This window comes from Calditrichota bacterium (assembly GCA_013151735.1).
In the GTDB taxonomy this organism is placed as follows: domain Bacteria; phylum Zhuqueibacterota; class JdFR-76; order JdFR-76; family BMS3Abin05; genus BMS3Abin05.
In genome coordinates, this window is record JAADHR010000203.1 from 1 (window position 1) to 18997 (window position 18997).

10 protein-coding genes are annotated in these 18997 nt (G+C 50.1%); all 10 read right to left on the reverse strand.

The annotated features are described in order from the left end of the window. Positions 1 to 283 precede the first annotated feature (283 nt). Complete coding sequence (locus GXO76_14985) at positions 284 to 1588, reverse strand: SpoIIE family protein phosphatase (protein ID NOY79155.1); 1305 nt, start codon at positions 1586 to 1588, stop codon at positions 284 to 286. 19 nt (positions 1589 to 1607) lie between these two features. After that, entirely contained in the window at positions 1608 to 4646 is a 3039-nt protein-coding gene (locus tag GXO76_14990; protein ID NOY79156.1) for a protein kinase, read from the reverse strand. A 281-nt stretch (positions 4647 to 4927) separates the two neighbouring features. Further along, positions 4928 to 6199, reverse strand: coding sequence for a 2-oxoglutarate dehydrogenase complex dihydrolipoyllysine-residue succinyltransferase (odhB, locus tag GXO76_14995; GenBank protein ID NOY79157.1), 1272 nt, complete (start codon positions 6197 to 6199; stop codon positions 4928 to 4930). Positions 6200 to 6229: 30 nt separating this feature from the next. Continuing rightward, entirely contained in the window at positions 6230 to 6835 is a 606-nt protein-coding gene (locus GXO76_15000; protein ID NOY79158.1) for a nitroreductase family protein, read from the reverse strand. A 30-nt stretch (positions 6836 to 6865) separates the two neighbouring features. Continuing rightward, entirely contained in the window at positions 6866 to 9559 is a 2694-nt protein-coding gene (locus tag GXO76_15005; protein ID NOY79159.1) for a 2-oxoglutarate dehydrogenase E1 component, read from the reverse strand. 232 nt (positions 9560 to 9791) lie between these two features. Beyond that, positions 9792 to 12782, reverse strand: coding sequence for a T9SS type A sorting domain-containing protein (locus GXO76_15010; GenBank protein ID NOY79160.1), 2991 nt, complete (start codon positions 12780 to 12782; stop codon positions 9792 to 9794). A gap of 80 nt (positions 12783 to 12862) precedes the next feature. Continuing rightward, entirely contained in the window at positions 12863 to 14284 is a 1422-nt protein-coding gene (gene glnA / locus GXO76_15015; GenBank protein ID NOY79161.1) for a type I glutamate--ammonia ligase, read from the reverse strand. A 97-nt stretch (positions 14285 to 14381) separates the two neighbouring features. Continuing rightward, positions 14382 to 16421, reverse strand: coding sequence for a T9SS type A sorting domain-containing protein (locus GXO76_15020; protein NOY79162.1), 2040 nt, complete (start codon positions 16419 to 16421; stop codon positions 14382 to 14384). 40 nt (positions 16422 to 16461) lie between these two features. Next, complete coding sequence (locus GXO76_15025) at positions 16462 to 18426, reverse strand: formylglycine-generating enzyme family protein (protein ID NOY79163.1); 1965 nt, start codon at positions 18424 to 18426, stop codon at positions 16462 to 16464. Continuing rightward, the coding region (locus GXO76_15030) for a hypothetical protein (GenBank protein NOY79164.1) at positions 18410 to 18997 on the reverse strand (588 nt) is incomplete at its 5' end. The genes GXO76_15025 and GXO76_15030, both read right to left, overlap by 17 nt.

An 18997-nucleotide genomic window follows, 5' to 3' on the forward strand; every position in this document is an offset into this window, starting at 1 on the left:
TCCCTGAGCCTGTCGAAGGGCAGGCGAATGTACTGAGGTGACCGAGGGACAGGTCTTTTTCGCACGTCGTGTTGATGCGTCCGCCCCCCCTCGACCCCGCTCGGGAACCGTGCCCCCCTACCCGACAATTAGAAGAACAGGGCATCGTGCGTTCGCCTGGTCCCTGAGCCTGTCGAAGGGCAGGCGAATGTACCGAGGTGACCGAGGGACAGGTCTTTTTCCGTACGTCGTCTCAATACGTGCGCCCTTCCCTCGACTCCGCTCGGGAACCGCGGCGCACGCCTCAACACCTTTCCCGCTTGACCACCACCAGGGTCACATCGTCAGACTGCTCCTGAACCTCCCGAAAGGAACGGACGTTCGCGAGGATGCCTTCCAAAATCTCCGCCGCCGTTCCGGTTTGGAGTGAAACAATCGTCTCTTGCAAACGCTCTTCGCCAAATTCCTCACCCCGGCCATTCTTCGTTTCGGTCACACCGTCTGAATACAACACCAGAACGTCTTCGGGCGCAAATCCAACGGCGTCCTGCTCGTAGTTAGCCGATTCCATAAACCCCGCCACAATTCCTCCCGCCTGCAATCGCTTGATTTGGGCTCCCCTGACCCAAAAAGGGGCATCATGTCCGGCGTTAGAGTAGGTCAGGCGGTGTTTTTCAAAATCCAGAATCCCCAAAAACAGGGTGGCAAACTTTTCGCTCGTGGTGTTCTTCCAGAGGAGAAAATTGGTATTCCGCAGGCAGTCTGCCGGGGAGAGCCCCATTAGCAACTGACTCCGCAGCGTGGCCTGAAGATTGGCCATCAGCAGAGCGGCCGGCATGCCCTTGCCCGAAACATCCCCTAAACAGAACGCCAGCCGGGAATCACCCAGCGGAATAAAGTCGAAGTAATCGCCGCTCACTGTGCGCGCAGGCAGGTTGACGGCTGCCAGATCGTAACCGGAAATCTCCGGTGCCTGTTTGGGCAGCAGATTTTCCTGAATGCGGGCGGCCGTACGCAGTTCTTCCTGCAAGCGCTGCAATTCTTGCGCTTCCTCGTGCAGGCGGCTGTTCTCAATTACCTGGGCCGATTCTGTGGCCAGAATGGACAGAAGACGCTGGTCACCGGTGGAAAAGCCGGTTCCGTCCTTTTTATTGAACAAAGAAATGAGACCGATTAATTCCCCCTTTACCATCAACGGAACACTGAGTACGGAGTGCACCGGGAAGTCTGCCGCTTTGGTGTGATTAAATCGCGGGTCGCCTGAAAAATCGTTAATCAACAGCGGCTGGCGGTATTTCAGCATCCAGCCGGTGAGCTGAGCATCGAGGCGGTAGGGTTTTTCGAAACGGCTGCGATCGGCTCTGCGAACCATGGTCTGGAAAGCCGGAGTCTGCGCTTCCCGTTTCAAGAGCCACACGGCTGCCTGTTCCACCTGAAAATGCTTTACGCATTTTTGAACGATTAAATCAATAATTTCATTCAGGGACAACGTCGAACGAATGGCCAGCGCCACGTCGTTTAAAATGGAAAGCTCACGAATGCTGCTTTGCAGGCGCTGATTTTGCGCCTCCAATTCCGCAATGCGTTTTTCAATGGCTGATTTTTCCATAAAAACAAAGATTTCCCTTTTAGTGAAAAAGCGTTTGGGGGATTGAAGTGCCAACGGCAATCTGTCGTGTGGCCGAAATTTGTTCGCCGTCCGCACGAGTTAATTTTGAAAGATGGGCTCGGACCAGGGCACGCTCCTCGGAAAACAGGTCTGCACCTTGAGTTAATTGCAGGAATTTTCGGTATTGGACAACCGCTTTTCCCGGCTGCCTGTTTTGTTCGTAAAGCTGAGCCAAACGGAAATGGTAAAGAGGATGTACCAACAAGAGATTCTCGCCATTCAACAAATTTTCGTACGCAGCAATGGCTTCGCCAATCCGGTTCTGCTTCTGAAGAATACGGGCCCTTAAATCGCCGGTGAATGGTGTGTTGACTCCAATAATTAGAGTGAAATTTGGGTCAAAAGCCATCCAGGTGTAAAACAGGCGCGTCATCTGGCGAAAGGCGGCACTGGCTTCGTCAAATTTGTTCTGTTTCAGAAAAAGTTCTCCTTTGAATCGCCTGAAATAAAAATCGGCCTGCCCTTTTGTATCGCGTCGTTTGATTTCGGGCCGGTAACTTTCCATCACGGACAAGCGGATTTGAGCTGAATCGATTTCCGAGGCCCTCAAGTCCAGCATCCCCAGTGCAAATTGATAGGTCAATTTGTGGAAGAACACCTGCTCTACATCCTGCTTTTGAGTGAAAGAATCATACCAGGCTCTGGCCTGTTGGCGGGCCTCCCGGAGGTCTGCCCGATCGCCATAAATCCAAATTTTTAACCAATGGGCATATCGAGGAAGGACCCTGTCTTTGAGAGATTCGGCCAACTGAACGGATCGAGACAATTCCCCAAGAGCCCGATTGGACTTACCCAGCCAATAAAAATACAAACCGTTGTACAAATGTCCTTCAGCCTGATCAGAAAGCGATTTTTTTTGAATAAAATATCGGTTGACTGCTTCCAGTGCCGCCGGATATTTTTCCTGTAAGGCAAGCAAATAGGCAATTTTTCGCCTGGAACCAAATTCCGGTTCTTTTTGGAGGGCTTTGTGATAAAAGGCCAACGCCTCTTCAAGTTGACCTGTGGCAAAATAAAAATCCCCCATGGAATCGTACGGATTGGGCTCCCCGGGAAAAGCAGCCACATATTTTTGAAAACAGGTTCGGGCTTTTTGCCGATCGCCTTTTCGCAGATACGCGTAACCAAGGATGTTCAGCGCCCCGCCGTTGTGGGGATCCAAATCTACGGCCCGTTCCAAAGAAGCAATGGCCCGGTCTGTTTCACCCAGATTGAACAGCGTCCAGCCCAGTGAAAGGTGAGCGACCTTTTCCCGGGGAAACTCTTCCGCCATTTTCTCCAGGTATGCAATTCCTTTTTGCCGGTCATTTTCAAACCGAAGGGCGTAAAATCCGTTGATCCAATACTGCCATTTCTTGCCCGCCTTGTGTACAAACGCATGGGCTTTCCGGTACGCTTCTTTTTCCACCTGCGGATCCTTGGTGGCCAACGCCATCAGCACATACGCCCGGGCAAAGGTGGAATCAATTTGAATGGCTTGCCGACAGTAGTGCACGGCCTCCCGGGAACTCATATTTACAAAGGCATTTTCCGCTTTTAGAAAATAACGATAGGCCTGCAGAGATGTGGTTGTAATATCGGAAATGGGTTGCCGGATTTCCTTTTTCTCCAAACGCGCAGAAAGGCCTATTCCCCGGATAATTTGCTCGCTCAATCGGTCAATCTGAGATTTCAAAATACTGCCGGCTCCCTCGCCACTGGCACTGGCCGTTTTCAGCAGACGCTTGGTTTGGACATCGAGGACCTTCACATCCGTGGCGAACACCTGACCGGCCTTGGTGAAACTACCCAACACAATAATATGCACGCTGTCTCGCTGGCACAATTGAAATCCCAAATTCTTGTCAATGGTGGTCACTTTGGGGCGTCCCATTTGTTCCAGCAAATCGTGCATCCGTTCCCAGGTGGTCACCCGCAGGAGACGCGACTGCTCCAATTTACTAATTAAAAGATTAGGAATTGCCATTTTCAAATAATCGTACTGCGGATCACCGGTCTGGTTTTCAAAAGTAATCACGGCGATTGGACGGGGAGCCAAATGAACGGTCTGCTTGAAAATTAGGGATTTACCGGTCAGAAAACCAATGGAAAGAATCAGAAGAAGCAGAAAAACAAGGACCCCTGTCTTCAACCAATTTGGGCGGGCCTTTTGTCTCGGTGGCTGCCAGCGGGAGGTGTCGTTCCCCTTGACGGCGTTCTTCAAGTCGTTGGCCATTTCATCCACATACTGGTAGCGTTTATCGGGGTTTTTGGCCAGTGCCTTCAAAATAATCCGCTCCAAATCCAGGGGGACGTCCGTGCGCAGGGCCGTGGGCGGCGGGGGGTCTTCGTTGAGAATCGCGTAAACAACCGCCTGTTCGTATTCCCCCCGGAAAGGCAACCGGCCCGTCATCATTTCGTACAAAACCACTCCCAGCGCCCAGATGTCGCTGCGGTGGTCTGCCTCTTTTCCCGTGGCTTGTTCGGGTGACATGTACGCCGCTGTTCCCAGCGTGGTGCCTTCGGTGGTCAGAAGGCTTCGGTTGGACAATTTGGCCAGCCCAAAGTCCAGAATCTTGACCACACCCTCTTTGGTAAGAAAAATATTGGCAGGCTTAATGTCCCGGTGAACGATTTTTTGCTCGTGCGCCCGGGCTAACCCCCGGGCAATTTGCACGGCTATTTCAACGGCTTCATCGATTGGCAGCGGCCCCTTTTCGATCTTTTCTTTCAGGGTTTGTCCCTCGTAAAAAGCCATAACGATAAAAAGCCGGCCGTCTTCGGTTTCGTCAATCTCGTGAATGGTGCAAATGTTCGTGTGTTCCAGGGCGGAGGCGGCCTGCGCTTCAAGGATAAAGCGCTCTTTGGCCCGGGAGTCGCGGAGTGACCCCTGCGGCAGGAATTTGAGGGCAACGGTGCGTTTGAGCTTTGTGTCTTCGGCTTTGTACACCACGCCCATGCCGCCGCGCCCCACTTCCTCAAGAATTCGATAATGAGAAATGGTTCTCCCAATCATCATGCCCTCCGGGGCTTCCTGTTCAGGGGTGCAGCATTTTTAGGGATTCCCAAAGAATCGAGACAAGTGTTATTCTCTGTCGGTATTGTTTCTAATGGAATTATATAACAATTCGCGGGAAATGGCAAGAACAATTTTGGGGTGACACATTTTTCTGGTCAATTTTCTGAATAATCAAATACATACAAATTTAATTGAACCCCGCCGCTTCCGGACGGGCCGGGGGCGGTCCTCTTTCCGCCGTCTCTCAAGGCAGACAAACTCGACGTGTAGATTGGATCGTTTCATATTTCAATCAGCATGCGCAGCGGATCTTCCAGAAGTTCTTTGAGCCGTACCAGAAAACTCACCGATTCTTTGCCGTCAATAACCCGATGGTCGTAGGAAAGTGCCACATACATCATCGGGCGGACGGCCACTTCGCCGTTTACCGCCACCGGGCGCTCCTGGATTTTGTGCATTCCCAGAATAGCCGATTGCGGGGCATTAAGCAGAGGCGTGGACATCAGCGAGCCAAAAACGCCGCCGTTCGTAATCGAAAAGGTGCCCCCCGTCATCTCCTCAATGGTCAGTCGATTTTCCCGGGCTTTCTGAGCCAGTCTCAGAATTTCCCTTTCAATTTCCGCCAGTGTCAGGGACTGCGCATTAAAAATCACCGGTACCACCAGTCCCCGTTCGGTGGAGACTGCAATTGAAATATCGCAATAATCGGGGTACACCATCTCATCCCCTTCAAGGTGCGCATTTACCCGGGGGAATTCTTGTAAGGCCAGAACACTGGCGCGCACAAAAAAGGACATGAAGCCTAATTTTACACCGTATTTCTTCTGAAAAGAGTCCTTGTACCGGTTTCTCGCCTCAATCAAAGCGCTCATATCAATTTCATTGAAAGTGGTCAGCATGGCGGTCTCATTTCGGGCGGTTACGAGACGCCTGGCAATGGTTTTACGCAGTTGACTCAGTTTTTCCCGGCGGACGGATCGTTTTCCCGGGACGCCTTCGACAGCCTCTTTTTCGGGCCGATTGATTTTTTCTTCCTTCTCCAAAACGACTTCCTCCGGCCGTTCACGGGCCTCTTTTCCCGGGCCTGCCTCCTTTTCGGCAACAGCCCTCAGGGCATCTTCCTTCGTAATTCGCCCGTTGATCCCGGTGCCCCGAATAAATTCTGCTGAAAGCCCGGCTTCCCTGAGAATTTCCAGGGCAACCGGTGAGGCAAAACTCTTTTGAGAATCTTCCGTCTTTTCTTTCGGCTGAGCGGTTTCTTCCCTTGTCTCTGTTTCGGAAACAACGGCTCCTTCTTTTTCCGCCGCGGGCTTTTCGTCAGAAACCCTGATCCGAGCAATCACCGTTCCGATTCCAACCGTCTCCCCTTCTTTGACCACAATCTCCAGTTTCCCCGATTCTTCGGCCGCAACCTCCATGGTTGCCTTGTCAGATTCGATCTCACAAATCGGTTCATCCATTTCCACCCAATCCCCGTCCTTTTTGAGCCACTGACCAATTGTGGCTTCCACAACGGATTCCCCGATGGAAGGAATTTTTACGTCAACAGTCACGTTTTACCCTCATTTCTTTTGGAAGATTTTTTAAAAATGATTTTCCACAACGACTTCTTCAAGCGGCAACTGTCCGGGCTTTGGCCAGGGATCTTTTAACCGTTTTCCGATAGCGATCATAGGGCCCATCACGTAATCCTTCGGAAGCCGGACGATTTCTGCCACCTTTTCCAGGTCAAAACCAATCATTGGACAGGAATCATATCCCATGGTTTTGGCCGCCAGCATGAGATTCTGGGCCGCCATTCCGATCGATCGTTGTGCCTCGTCCCGCTGCAGCCATTCCCGGTCCTTAAAAAAACTCCCGATCAGATCTACAACCCGCTTTGAAATATTTTCCGGAATATTTCTCCAATAGCGTTCCGGATTTTTTTGCCAGGCTTTCGTATCGGCTGTAATGAGGACCAGGAAAGAGGCGTCCGTAATCTGGGCCTGATTCCAGCCCAATTCGCTCCGGATTTTTTTGCGCAGTTCAGGATCGCGAAGAATAACAAATCGCCAGTGCTGAAGATTGAAACTGGTGGGGGCCTGAATGGCTGCTTCCAGAAGTTGTTTTTCTTCTTCTTTTGTTAGGCGATGATTGGGATCGAAGACCTTAATGGACCGGCGTTGATAAATGGCATCGAATGTATCCATAAAAATTTTCCTTTTATTTCTAAAGTACGTTCATTTTCCAGAGAAAGCCTGTTCCAGAAGAGTTTTTTGTTCAATCAAAAATTGCTGATAAAAGCCCGTTGCCGGCGTGGCGCTTTCTTCACGCGCCAGAAACTCCATGGGAATGTCCCTTAAAATGTCCATCAAATAACGGCGCGGCCCCATATTTTCCGGTTCTTCCTGGACCCAGACCAGTTTGGCGCGGGAATATTTTTCCCGAATTTTCTCAAAGCCCCTGCGGGGAAACGGGTACAGTTGTTCCAACCGAACCAGAGCCACGTCGTTGCGCTCCTCCTTTTCCTTCTTTTCAAGAAGCTCGTAAAAGATTTTTCCTGAAGAAAGGAGCACTTTTTTTATTTTTTGCGGTTCTGTTGCCGGATCGTCAAGAATGGGCCGGAATCCCCCGATTGAAAATTCCTCCAACGGACTCACGCAGCGCGGATGCCGCAGCAGGCTTTTGGGTGTGAAAAGAACCAGAGGCTGGGGAAACGGCATTTTCAGATGCCGCCTTAACAGATGGAAGAGATTGGCCGGCGTCGTGCAATTGGCCACAATCATGTTGTTTTTGGCACACAGCTCCAAAAACCGCTCGATTCGCGCCGAGGAGTGTTCCGGTCCCTGGCCTTCGTAACCGTGGGGCAAATACAGCACCAGGCCGCTCATGCGATTCCACTTGGCCTCCGAACTGGAAAGAAACTGGTCGATAATAATTTGGGCCCCGTTGGCGAAATCCCCGAACTGCGCTTCCCAGACGGTGAGATCTTTCGGAACAACACAGGAATAGCCGTATTCAAATCCCAGGGCGGCATATTCCGACAAAAGTGAATTGTAAATTCTAAAGCGTGCGCCCTTTTTCTCGGCTGCACGCAGTGGAATATATTCTTCTTCCGTTTTCTCGTCGTAAACCGCCGCATGCCGATGCGAAAATGTGCCTCGTTTCGTATCCTGTCCGCTCAATCGAATCGAGATACCTTCATCCAGAAGACTGGCGTAGGCGAGGAATTCACCAATGGCCCAATCTGCTTCTTGTTGCTGGAGCACACGTTCCAGGCGCTTTTGGTAAAGTGAGTCTATTTTCTTAAAGACGTGAAGATTTGGAGAAAGATGAAAAATCTTTTTAGAGAGATTCAATAATCTGGTTTTACTCACGGCCGTTTTCAGAGGGGCTTCAAAATCAAAGTCTATTCTGACGGACTGATCACACGTATCCTGAAAACCACTTGCCCGTTCAATTTTTTCCTCTTCCCGTACTTTTTTAAACCGCATTTGCAGGTCATTGCGGAATTCCTTCTCCATCTCCTGGACCACACTTTGCTCCAGTTCCCCGCCCTCCAAAAGCCTTTGTTTGTAGATTTCGCGTGGATTGGGGTGTCCGGCAATAATCTTGTAGAGTTTGGGCTGTGTGTAGCGCGGCTCATCGCCCTCGTTATGGCCGTATTTTCGGTAACCCAGTAAATCGATAAAAATGTCCGTGTGGAAGGTTTGCCGGTATTCCAGCGCCAGAAGGACGGTGTACACCACCGCCTCCACATCGTCTGCATTGACATGAAACACGGGAGACAGAATTACCTTGGCCACATCCGTGGAGTAGGTGCTGGAACGGGCATCCAGGTAATTCGTGGTAAAGCCAATTTGGTTGTTCACCACCAGATGGATCGTTCCCCCCGTTTCGTAGGCGGGCAGCCGGGACATTTGCGCCACCTCGTAGACCACTCCCTGACCGGCAAGGGAGGCATCTCCGTGAATTAAAATGGGCGCCACCTTTTTGTGGTCGCCGGCGTATTTTGTGTCAATTTTTGCACGCGCCATTCCCTCCACAACCGGGTCAACCGCCTCCAGATGGGATGGGTTGGGGGCCAAACTCAAAAGTACCGTTCTTCCGTCACGGGCCACAAATTGGCTGGTAAAGCCCAAATGGTATTTGACATCCCCGGCAAAAACCGATTCTGCATGTCCCCTGTCCTCAAACTCCGAAAAAATGTCTTCGTAGGATTTGTTCAAAATGTTTGCCAGCACATTCAATCGACCGCGGTGAGGCATTCCCATTACAAATTCTGAAATGCCCAGTTCCACCCCTTTTTTAATCGCAGCATCCAGTGCGGGAATGAGTGTTTCTCCGCCCTGAAGGGAAAATCGTTTTTGCCCCACATATTTTGAATGCAAAAATTGCTCGAACAGCACGGCCTGACTTAATTTTCTCAAAATCTGGCGCTTCTGTTCCAGGGAAAACCGGGGGGTGTTTTCACGGGTTTCCATTCGCTGCTTGAGCCACTCCACCTTTTCCGGCTCGCGAATGTACATGTACTCCACGCCGACGCTGCTGCAATAGGTTTTGTCCAGGCGCTGCAGAATCTTCCGCAGGGTCGCCGGCCCGAGACCCACCTCTGTTCCGGCATGAAAGGTCGTCTCCAGATCCGACACACTCAGCCCGAAATTTTCAATATCCAGGGTGGGTGTGTATTGGCGCCGTGTGCGTACCGGATTGGTTTTTGTGAACAAATGTCCCCGCGTCCGATAGGCGTGAATGAGATTTAAGACTTTGATTTCTTTTAAAATATGCTCCGGGGGTGCGATGGCTTTTGCGGGAGATTCCATCCCGAATTCGAATCCTTCGAAAAATTTCCGCCAGCCATAATCCACGGATTCGGGATTTTCCTGGTAGTTCCGGTACAAATCTTCAATATATCGTGCGTCTGCGTGAAGCATCTTTTTGTCGTTCTTCAAATTTTCTTCGGGTGATAATTTTAACGATAGTCATTGTCAAATGTGATTTCAATATAAGATAAAATCAGTCCGATTTTCAAATAAAGTTTTTTTGCTCCACGGGTTTTTCTTGTGGGAAAATGAATTTCTTCAAAAACACGGACATTTTGCGGCAAACACAAAAAAAGGCCTCCCGACGAATCGAGGAGGCCTTTCATTCTGAGTGGCTTACTCCCTATTTCAACAGCAAGAGTTTTTGCATCTTCAAATAGCTGCCGGCACGCAATTTTGCAAAGTACACACCCGATGGTAAACGGGCGGCATTCCAGACTTTGGTATACCGGCCTGCAGACATCTTTTCTTGAACCAGTGTGGCCACCTTTTGTCCCATCATGTTGTAAATAGACAATTCCACGCGGGCCTGCCGAGGCAGTTCAAAGGAAAACGTGGTCGTCGGATTAAAGGGATTGGGATAATTCTGCAACAGGACAAATTGCTTCGGAACTCCCATGTTGTTTTCCTTTTCATTCACGCGCGTAAAAACGGGATTTTCAAAGAAACTCAGCACATCCTTAAAAAAGGCGACGCCGTGTTTTTGGGAATCCATGTAATACGGGTCGAAATAACAGCCCAGGGCCTTGGAGGTCCCGTTATCGTAATAAATTGCCGAGGCCAGCCCGGCCAACGGGTAGGAATCGGGTCCCATCACATAGACCGGAACAGCGCCCTCACGAGGGGTGCAACCATCGCCGTACCACAAGCCGCCGCTGGAAAAATACCATTTAATCGTATCCAGCATGGAAATATTCTGGCGCGGATAGCGAATGAGCATGGGAACGCCCGTTCCGCCGTCATCTTTCTTCGACTGGGCATCGTAGCTGGCAATTCCGAAATAATCGTAGAGGAAATCGCCCGCCTGAAAGGTATCCGGGGCCGTGTCGTATTTATCGTAAATAATATCATTCCCGATGGCCCAAATTTTACCGCCGTTGTCAAGATACGATTTAAGCTCCGTGTTTATCGTATCGCGGCCGGCCCAGAACTGCAGGCCAACGCCGTCATTGGCCGTATACCAGATGACCAGATCAAACTGGCTCATGTAATCGGCTGTCGGTGAAACGGCACTGTCGGCGGCATTAAAATAGGTGTAGGAAAAACCGGCCTTTTCAATCCCTTCCTCGATGCGCGGCACGTGATCCGTTTTTTTGCTTGAATAGTTGTCGTCATCCACAAAAAGAATTTTCATGGAAGATTTTGGCGTCAGAGTGCCCACATACGGAATGCGTGCATACATCAGGTAATGGCCCAAAGACGATTCCGGATTCCACTCCGTCCAGGTTACGTCGGCTCCGCCTTTGAAAACGCCTTCAATCGGAGGACGCACCTTTTTGCCAATGGTAGGATTAAAAACAGAATTCCCGTAGCTGTTGATGTGTGTTGCGTGACTCAACTGCACCGGGCCGTTCCAGGTTTTTCCGCCGTCGGGTGACGTGTTGTAAAAAACCTGCTTAATGGTATCCACTTTTTCAATCCAGGTGACGTACACGCCGTAATTGGGATCGATGGAAATATTGGGTCGATCCAGCATTCCGCTGGTACAGGTGTCCAGAGCCACAGGCTCCGTCCAGTCGGTGCCGTCGTAGATTTTGTACATAATGTGGTGCGTTTTTTCGTCCAGATAAACCAGATGCAGGTTGCCATCGGGGTCGGTCGCAATGGACGGAACCCCCTGGCGGGTGCCTCCCGTGGTTCCGAAAGTAATCGGGTTGACATCGGTCAGGGTTACATTGGAGGCCAGATCCAGCTCGGTCACGCCCACGCTGTTGTCGTCCTTGTAGGTTTGAATATCGTAGGACGCGATTCCGAAGTAATCGTAGCACATGTCGCCTGTGGCGAAAGCATCCGGAGCGCCCTTGTAGCGATCGTACAGCCAATCGGATCCGATGATCCAGAGCTTTTTGTTGCCTTCGTCCAGATAGGCCTTCACATCGGGATTATCCTCGTCATTGATATTCCAGAGAGCCAGGGCCTTTCCATCGTCCCCGGCAAACCAGATCACCAGATCGTAGGCTTTCAGGGTGTCTGCGGGAGGAACAGCCGTGGCCATTCCCGAGCTGTTTCCGCAATCAAACACGGAAAAACTGGCACCCGCAGCCGTCAGGCCGTCTTCAATAATCTTTTCGTTGTTGTAGCGATTGTCATCATCCACCAGTAAAATTTTGATCCCGCGTCCAAAATAGTTCACCACATCTCCAATCAACTCATTGCGCTGATCGACCGGTTCAAAATACATATTGAAGAAGAATGTGAGCACTTCCGAGCCGTTTGCCAGATTGTAATCAATTGCAGCGGCTTCATTGTGGAAGGCGTAGGACGAATCACCCAAAAAATAGACGGGTTTGGCACCGGCAACCGGTGTGCAGCCATCCAGGTACTTCATTACCCGGGGAGCCCCATCGTGAATAGGTGTAACCGCCTCCGGGGTTGTCCAACCCGAATCCGGTGAAAACGACGAGAGAAACACCTCGTAAGCTTTCGTACTGGGTTCTTTATCTTCCCAGCAGGCAAACATGTTTCCATTTTTCCCCGCTGCAAGATTCACATCCAGCCAATTAATGGGAAGTACGTTGGGTGTGGGGTAGTCTTTGGTGAGATTGTAAATGGTCCAGGTCTTGCCGCTGTCCCCGCTCACCGTGGAGTAAATATTCGCCGGGTACTGGGCCGGGTCGTTCCAGATGGAAAACAGGGTAAAAATACGGCCATCCGAAGACAAATCGACCGTATTTACGCCGGCATTATTGGAAAAGGTATCCGGTTCAGCTACAACGGGATCGCTCCAGAGCCCGTCTTTCCAGACCGAAAACATCAAATGGCGTCTGCCGTCGTCCCGTTTTTCCTTCCAGGTGGCAAACACATGGCCGTTTTCATCCGCTACAACCGCCGGGACACCCGTTGCATTGGTGGTGCTCTTGCTCAATTGCTGCGCCGGATCCCAGCTCTGAAATATGGAGTTGTAGGTGTAGTACCAGATGTCCTGGTTGGTGTACTTTGAACCAGGCTCAAACACCACGACCAGATCCCCTGCCGGGGTACGGGCCGAATTCCGTGCACCGCAATAACGGGTGGCGTTGTAATAATCCACCTCTCCAATAACGGAAAGATCGTCCTGCGCCAAAAGGCTTCCGGCCATCAGGACAAACACCACAGCCAGTAGAATTCGTTTCATACATACCTCCTCTTTTTTTTGTGATTGACTTGACGAGCTAATCTTGCGAAGGTTCGGAACCTTCGCAAGATTAAACCGCGTTAAATGTCGTAGTACCGGGCCACCTCCCACGGGTGTGGGATCCGACGCATCTCTTCGATGTCCTTGCGTTTGACCTCAATCCATTTCTGAATCAAATCCTTTGCAAAAACATTCCGGTACACCAAATACTCATTCTCTTTTTCCAGAGAATTGAGGGCCTCTTCCAGCGAAGCCGGAAAGGACTGAATCTTTGCCAGCTCCTGTTCAGACAGATCATAAAGATTTTTTTCAAGCGGCCCAAATCCTTCCTTGACCGGATCGATTTTATTCCTGATTCCGTCGATCCCGGCCATGATCATCGCGGCAAAGGCCAGATAGGGGTTACAGGTGGCATCGATCGTACGGAATTCGAATCGTCTTTCCTCGGGATCGGTTACGTAGGCCGGAATCCGAATGGCTGCCGAGCGATTGGCCTTGGCAAAAACGGCCTTCACCGGCGCTTCCAATCCCGGAACCAGCCGCCGGTAAGAATTGGTGGTGGGATTGGTAAAAGCCAGAAGCGAAGACGCATGTTTTAGAATTCCGCCCAGATAGTACAGCGCCGTTTCACTCAGCTCGTAGAGCCCTTTGGGATCCTGAAAAATATTCTTACCCTTCTTTAGAAGAAACTGATGGACGTGCATCCCATTGCCCGCCTGTCCGCTAATGATTTTGGGCAGAAACGTCACAATCATGCCGTGTTTTCTTCCAACCCGGTGGCTGATATTTTTGGCCAGTACGGCTGCATCCGCGGCCAATTCCACCGGCATAAACGTGAATTCAATTTCCGACTGCGAACTGGCCACCTCGTGATGATGGTATTTTACGGGGATGTCCAAAACCCGCAGCGCCGCCACAATTTCGTTCCTCAGATCAAAAAGATGGTCATTGGGCTCGGCACGAAAATAACCGCGATTGCCGGCCAGACGGTAAATTTCTTCCCCGCTCTCGGGACTGGCAATTTCCTGACTTCTGATCTTGAACGAAACCTCCCGCGGTGTGATTTTGCTGTAAAGCTCGTCGATAACATTGAATTCAAGCTCGATCCCGTATCGAACCTGGTCTGCAATTCCTTCCTGTTCCAGTACGGAAAGCGCTTTGTGAATCATGTGTCTCAAATCCTGGTTAAACGGCTTCCCCGTCTGTACATCGAAAACATTGCAGAAAAAAGAGAGGGTCTTTCTCTCCGGTTCGATGGGGTCTTCAAAGGCAAAGTTCAGATCCGGTTTGAGAATCATGTCCGAAGAATCTACGTTTGCAAACCCGAGATTCGACGCGTCAAAACCAATTCCGTTCAGGAGAACCTTTTCCGAAAAATAATTTGACGGAATGGTGACATTTCGCAGACGCCCGTCAATATCAATTAAATAAAATGAAATAAACTGAATGTTGTGCTCGTCTACATACTGCTCAATATCTTTATGACCATTAAATGATAACATGATGCCTCCCAATCCGCCTGAGGCGAATTTTACGTGCGTGTTCTGTGCTCCCCCCTCTGCATATTTTGCAGATGTCAGGGATTAACATTCTATTTTATTACGGCATGTAAATTAGCTTTTTTGTGATCCGCTGCCCTTTGAAACGAATTTGCAGATAGTAAATGCCGGAAGCCATTCCGTGTTCAGGCGCATTCTTTCCGATTTCCTGAAAGTTAAGGGTCAAATCGTGAACGCCCTGACTCATCGATGGTAAAGAGAACGAATAAATCGCTTGCCCCAACGGATTAAAAAGAACCGCCGAAACCGACCCTCTGTTCGGAAGATCGAATACAATTCGTGTCGATCCATTAAAGGGATTGGGGTAGTTTTGTTTCAGGCAAAAGGATGCAGAGGTTTTTTGTCCGCGGTTTTCGTTCGTCACGGCTGTAAACCTATCAAAATAGGCAACCGGCAGCTCCTGGAAATTTTCCGGGCCAATCGTGTACACCCGGTTTTGTGATTCAAATGTCACGGTTTGAGAAGACACAATGGCAAAGCGGTATTTTAGACGTTCTCCGATATGCTCCCGATCAAAAGGAACGGTACAGGTAAAGATTCCCAGTGAATCCGGGCCCGCACATGCGAAATTATTCTGGTAGGCCGTCAGCGGAGGAATACTTCCCCGAAGAACCAATTCCTGCCCGTTTTCCAAGACCCGATTCAACAATTTTACCCGAAAGGTTATTTGGATGTCTTTCCCTATTTTTACCGTTTGTGTGGCCGACCAATTTGACCAATGCTGATTTTGAAAGGCCCGCACACGAAAATAATAGGAACCGGCCTGAGAAAAATTCACCTCTTTGAAGGTGTCGGCAAGCGAATTGCTGAGCACCGTCCAAGGACCTGTTTGCGAAAAACGCATCTGAAGCTCATATTTTTCCGGTTTTACACGGACACTTTTTTGCCAGCGCAGGATGCAGGTGGTGGAATCCAAAAAAACGGTCGATTCCAGAAATGCAGGCGACGGCGAGATATCCAGAACGGCACCATTCACAATGGAATAGCCGCTGACATAAAAGGAACCGGCCAAATCGTACCAGCTGTTATTTTTACCCAGCCAGCCCATGTTCAAATGGTAGTACCCATTGTGATCAAAATAACCGTCGGCCACCACGGAATGTCCCAAACCGGAAGCGGTGGAAATCGCCAGTTGAGCCGGTTGTGCAATCCGCATATTTTCCTTCAGATGATCCCAGAAGTCCGGTGATGTGCTTTTCTCATAGTTTCCGCTGCTCCTGAAATAGAGTTTCAGAGCCGAAGCAACGTTTCGCGTCGATGCAGTGGAACCGGTTTCCTCGAAATCCATATCCACGGAAACCGCGCACTGAAAGGTGAGCCATCCGGCCGCCCTCCGCTGAACCAGCGAGGCGCCGGCTGTCTGGTAATCGGGCAGCATATTTTTCCAGTCGTAACGCGTCCGGGAAAAATCAGCAGAAAGGGTTCCGGCATCATCTTCATTGTACAAATGCTTTCCCGTTCCCGTTAATGGCCAGCGGTAATAGTAAAGGATCTGGGCCAGTGCCGTGGCCACACATCCTGCCGGCCAGTGGTTCGGGGTGTAAAGATTGAAAACGTCATCTCCGTTTACCCGCCCCTGCCCCCACTTGGAGGTCACATAGGGACCGTAAATTTCACTCATTCCCAAAATTCTATTTTGGGATCTGTCTTGATCTCCAAGAAGTTCTCTCCATTTTCTTTTGTTTTGATTGATGACATCAGCAGAACTCTCTTGTTTTTCAATGAAATCAAGACGATGCGAAATATCGCTGCGAACGATCTGAAGCAAGACATTCCGGGAATCTTCACCGGGCCAATAATTTGATTCTCCGGAAAATCCAAGAATGGGGTTTAGTCGGTTGTCCGCCGAAAGAATCAGAAACCCCTTTGGCGAGAGTGAAACAACATACGCCAGAATCCGACCGGTGCTTTCATCTAAAATCGGGATCATCTGTTTTTTGTAATTGATTGAATATCCGGCCATTCCGGTTTTCCCAAATTGCCAGAATTCGGGAATCTCCTGCAGCCAGTTTTCGGAGGCCCGAAAAATTTCCACCCGCGTTACCGGTCTGGCAGACGTCTGATTACCGGAAGCAAACAAGAGCAAAAAGAATCCGAAAAGTACGATCCTTTTTAAAAGGCTATTTCGCACAGCGAAACCCCAGATTTACCAGTGTTGAATTGGGTGCCACGCCCAATCGGAAGTAGGTTGTCGTAAACGGAAATTCCGTGTTCCAGGCACCGCCCCGAATGCTTTTGAGCGTACCGCTTCCGGGGCCTTTGGGATTCTTCCAACCGCCGGGCATTTTTCGTGAGTAATAGGCATATTCAAAATAATCACTGCACCACTCCCAAACATTTCCACTCATGTCGTACACCCCGAAAGGACTGGACGACGAATAAAACCCAACCGGAGTCGTCCAGGGATACAACCCTTTTTCGAAGGGATCGCCGCTGTTCTCGCAGTTTTCCTTTTTCCAATCCACTGCATTTTCCCGATATCCAAAGAGGAACGTTTTCGAGGAGGACGCCGCACCGGCTGCCTTTTCCCATTCCGCTTCTGTGGGAAGGCGCTTTCCCTGCGACTCGGCAAACAGAGATGCGCCGTACCACGAAACGTAAATCACCGGAAACCATTCTCTTCCCTTGACCGGTCGAAAAAGGCCCCCATCGTAGACAATCTGACTGAACGGCCGGTTCGATTTCAATCGGCAAATAATTTGAGACGGGTGAATGGAGGTGTGAACCACGCCGTTCTGCACGAAGATTTTTTTCTCTTTCAGGGCCTGATTCAGAAAGGCTGCAAATTCGGCATTGGTAACCTCACAGCGGTCAATGGCGTATGAATCAAGATAAACGGAATGCCGCGGACGCGAACACGCCCATCCCATTTTATCCGGGGCACCCATGATAAACGACCCCGCCGGAACGGAAACCAGCCGATTTTTACGAAAGTGAACCGATTTTGTCCGGACAAGAGTTTTGGAAAAGCGTTGATCCGGCAGACTGTCCCGAACAAATGTAAATAATTTTTCGATGAAATGAGCCGTCTTTAGGCGCATTCCGGGCGTCAGGCGCAGGGTGTCCGGCGTTTCCATGTGCAGGCCGCGGATCACCTGATCGTTCTGGAGAATGCCATACGTTCGGGTACCCAGAGCGGTGTAAAAAATGTGAACCGGAACGCCTTCGTAATCGTAAACCAAATCCTCCGGCAAGTTGCCGAAATAAATCCGGGGATACTTGTCCCCCATTTCCCGTTGCCAATAGCGATTATAAACCTGCTTGATTCGGCGCAACTCATCCATCGCAAAACCGGCCCCCACCGCTTCTACCACGTTTCTGTACACACGGCGTCCATCCGGCAATTTCACGGTCAGATCGTGTCCGTGGAGATCGAAATAAAATGAAAGCGGGGCCCTATTTCCGATTTGTGCCGCCTTTCGGACACCGGCCAGATACCGGTGGTACACCGCCAGAGACGAATCATTCTCCACGCGAACCCGTTGGGTTCCGTGCCCATTTTTCAGGGGCAGTTTCATGAGCGGGCGATTCACGTCGTACCAGATTCCGCGGTAGGACAACCGGTATTTCCAGGCGCTTACACAGGGAATGTGTGCTTCCCTGTTAACTATTTTGGCAATGGCTCCCGTTTCATTGTCACAATCGGCGTGGGGTGTTCCCAGAACCATTCCGGGCCACTGGTTTGTGTCGCCCGGACAGGACTCAATTTTTTGCTGAATCGGAACGGGATTCAGTGTGGCGTTCCGCCCGGCCTTCTCCACTGTAACCGCTTGATTGCCATAGCCTATTTCCAATTGCTTCAAGTATTTTTTATGCATTCCGCAGGAGGAGTCATCCCGGAAATATTTGTAAATTCGCAGTTCAACTTTCCTGCCGTTGGCCTTTACGAATACCGGAGCCCCCTCTTTCAGACCCAATTTGTCCAGATTCCTTTGGGAGACAAAAACAGCAGGGTCTAACTGCCGGGTGGCAACGGGGGCGCGGGTTACTTTCGTAAGCGTAAGTGAATTCGGATGACACGACAGCACTAAAACTGCCGAGGCCAAAATAAAACTAAACCTGATGACTTTAGGAATGGATTTCACGAAAAGCCTCTTCCTTTTGATTTACGTAATTCAGTACGTCTGAATTGATTCGACCGTGAATTTCAACAAATTCTTCAAGCGCGCGGTACAGCGGCACAATAGACGGAATGTGCAGGTATTCCTCCAATGTATGGTGCCCCTCCCCCACCACCTTTACAATTAGAATGGGAAATCCCCTGCCCGTAAAAAAACGGGCATCGGACGATCCGTTTTCTGCCTTTGGAAGAATAGGCTGCTGAAAATATTTTTCCAGCAGGTGCTGCATCTCCAAAAAAACGGGGGTTTTTGGATTCAAATAAACCCGTTCACTCCCGGAAATTCTGGAAAAGGTGACACGGTTGTCCAATACAGCCGTGATTTTCTCAAAATAGTCCTCTACGGAAAGGGGTTCCGTAAAATAGACATTCATCTTTAATTCGGCTCTATTGGGCGGAAAAAGGGTGTCGTTTTCCACGTGCACGTCGTAGGTGGAGTAGGTCGTGTACCAATTGTCGTTGTCCGTAGCCAGCTCCTGATCGGGAAAAAGGGCAATAATCTTGTTGTAATTTCGGATCAAAATATCAAAGGCATT

What these genes read in the sequence shown, in the direction of transcription:
- GXO76_15005 (NOY79159.1), bottom strand. Translation starts at nt 9,559, where the DNA reads ATGCTTCACGCAGACGCACGATATATTGAAGATTTGTACCGGAACTAC.
- glnA (NOY79161.1), bottom strand. Translation starts at nt 14,284, where the DNA reads ATGTTATCATTTAATGGTCATAAAGATATTGAGCAGTATGTAGACGAG.
- GXO76_15000 (NOY79158.1), bottom strand. Translation starts at nt 6,835, where the DNA reads ATGGATACATTCGATGCCATTTATCAACGCCGGTCCATTAAGGTCTTC.
- GXO76_14985 (NOY79155.1), bottom strand. Translation starts at nt 1,588, where the DNA reads ATGGAAAAATCAGCCATTGAAAAACGCATTGCGGAATTGGAGGCGCAA.
- GXO76_15010 (NOY79160.1), bottom strand. Translation starts at nt 12,782, where the DNA reads ATGAAACGAATTCTACTGGCTGTGGTGTTTGTCCTGATGGCCGGAAGC.
- GXO76_14990 (NOY79156.1), bottom strand. Translation starts at nt 4,646, where the DNA reads ATGATGATTGGGAGAACCATTTCTCATTATCGAATTCTTGAGGAAGTG.